The sequence below is a fragment of the Ruminococcus sp. D54t1_190329_F1 genome (assembly GCF_015551645.1).
In the GTDB taxonomy this organism is placed as follows: domain Bacteria; phylum Bacillota; class Clostridia; order Lachnospirales; family Lachnospiraceae; genus Blautia_A; species Blautia_A faecis.
In genome coordinates, this window is the sequence record NZ_JADNDC010000098.1 from 1 (window position 1) to 1,591 (window position 1,591).

General features: G+C 42.2%; 1 protein-coding gene. It reads right to left on the minus strand.

All coding sequences use genetic code 11. The features are described 5' to 3' along the window. Positions 1–89 precede the first annotated feature (89 nt). Complete coding sequence (locus tag I2D69_RS19695) at positions 90–1,478, minus strand: ISNCY family transposase (RefSeq protein WP_177975411.1); 1,389 nt, start codon at positions 1,476–1,478, stop codon at positions 90–92. Positions 1,479–1,591: the final 113 nt, after the last annotated feature.

Below are 1,591 nucleotides of genomic sequence, written 5' to 3' on the forward strand. Positions count from 1 at the left end.
TGTCAAGCGTTTTTGAAAATGTCCTAAAATAATTGAAGTATTAGCCCCGGCTTTTTGCTGGGGCTTGTTATATTGATGTGCTTCATTCCTCAGGCAATCTTTGTATCTTGATCATTCTGGTGGTGTTCTTGCTGTTTGACAAATTTTCCAAACTGTTGACGACGCCAGGGGTGGTTCATTGGTGGAATGCGGGGCTTCTTTGGTTTTGGCGGAGTATAGTCTATATCTAAGTCTTTTGATTTTGTTTCGTGCTCGGGTATTTCTTCCAGTGCATAGATGTCTTTGTCATTTACACAGCAGTATTGACTGCCATCAAAAGCCTGAATAAACATTACCTTTGTTCCTTTTCGGTAGTGGACCTGATTGCCTCTGCTGTCAATCATACGGTAGTATTTATTGGAATGCCTTAAACAGTGTCCGGTATCTACCGTTCTTTCGCATAAAACTGCAAGAATCAGGTTGATTTTTTCAATTTTAGGTTGCACTTCGAACACAGACTTGATACCATGAAGGGGAAGGGCAAACTTCTCATTGAATTCCTTTATGTAGGAGTTTAGGAATTCATTGGCAGCGTCTATGGTCGTTATGCCTGCAAGTCTCAACTCGACTGGCAGGCGCGACTGTAGCGTCTGGTTCAGACGTTCTACACGTCCTTTTGCCTGAGGCACACTGCTTGATCCCAGTTCAACCCCAAGCTGTTTACAGGCATAGGCAAACTGTGTATAGGTATCCTCATCGATAGATGGGGAGTTTTTCTTTTTATAGGTGAAAACAGTACGGCGGTCTGTAAAGAACTTGTAGGGGATACCGTAAGTTGTGAGAATCTGATGGAAAACGTGGTAATAGCCATTCAGAGTTTCCTGGGTATCAAACCAACCGCCGGTAATCCTTCCTGTAGCATCATCTATAGCCAGATGCAGATGCCATATCTGAGCGGGGATCCATTCGTAGGGAGTTGCGTCCATTTGCTGCAGTTCACCGAAATAAGCGGCTCTGGGACGGCGGGAATGGGCGTCCTCAAGAGCAACAAGATTAATCTGTATCTGATCCGCTTCTTTCTGAGATTTCGCCGCTTTTTTATCGGCTTTTAATTGTTCTTTGATTCTCTTTTTCTTAGCTTTTGTAGCCTTGGGAGAGAGAATGTATTCAGCTTCGAGAATAGACATAACCGCTGAAGGGGAGAGGTAGATATCTTCATGTTTTCCTAATAACTCAGTGAAATGTTCAAAATTGGCATCATAGTATTTGTTGCGGTATAAATCGACAACAAGATTACGAGTTTCATTGGGGATGGTATTGGCTGGTTTACGTCCTCTGTTGCCATGGATAAAATAGGCTTTGCCATGTTCTTTGTAGCCTTTAAGCATACGGTTAATGTGACGTACAGTACAACCGAGAGTAAGGGCAGCTCTCTGCTTGTTAGGGGCTGGATGATCTGCCAATGATTTGATCACCTCATATTTCTTTTGTTCATCCATTGATAATTCTACCTTTCTGATAATCGTTACCTCCATCTGTTGATGGAAGCATTATACTACATTGGGACATTTTCCTTTATGGTATATTAGGACATTATCATAAATGGTTCATA

Bases quoted from the DNA above. Each gene is read 5' to 3' on its own strand.
- I2D69_RS19695 (WP_177975411.1), bottom strand. From the start codon at position 1,478: ATGGATGAACAAAAGAAATATGAGGTGATCAAATCATTGGCAGATCAT.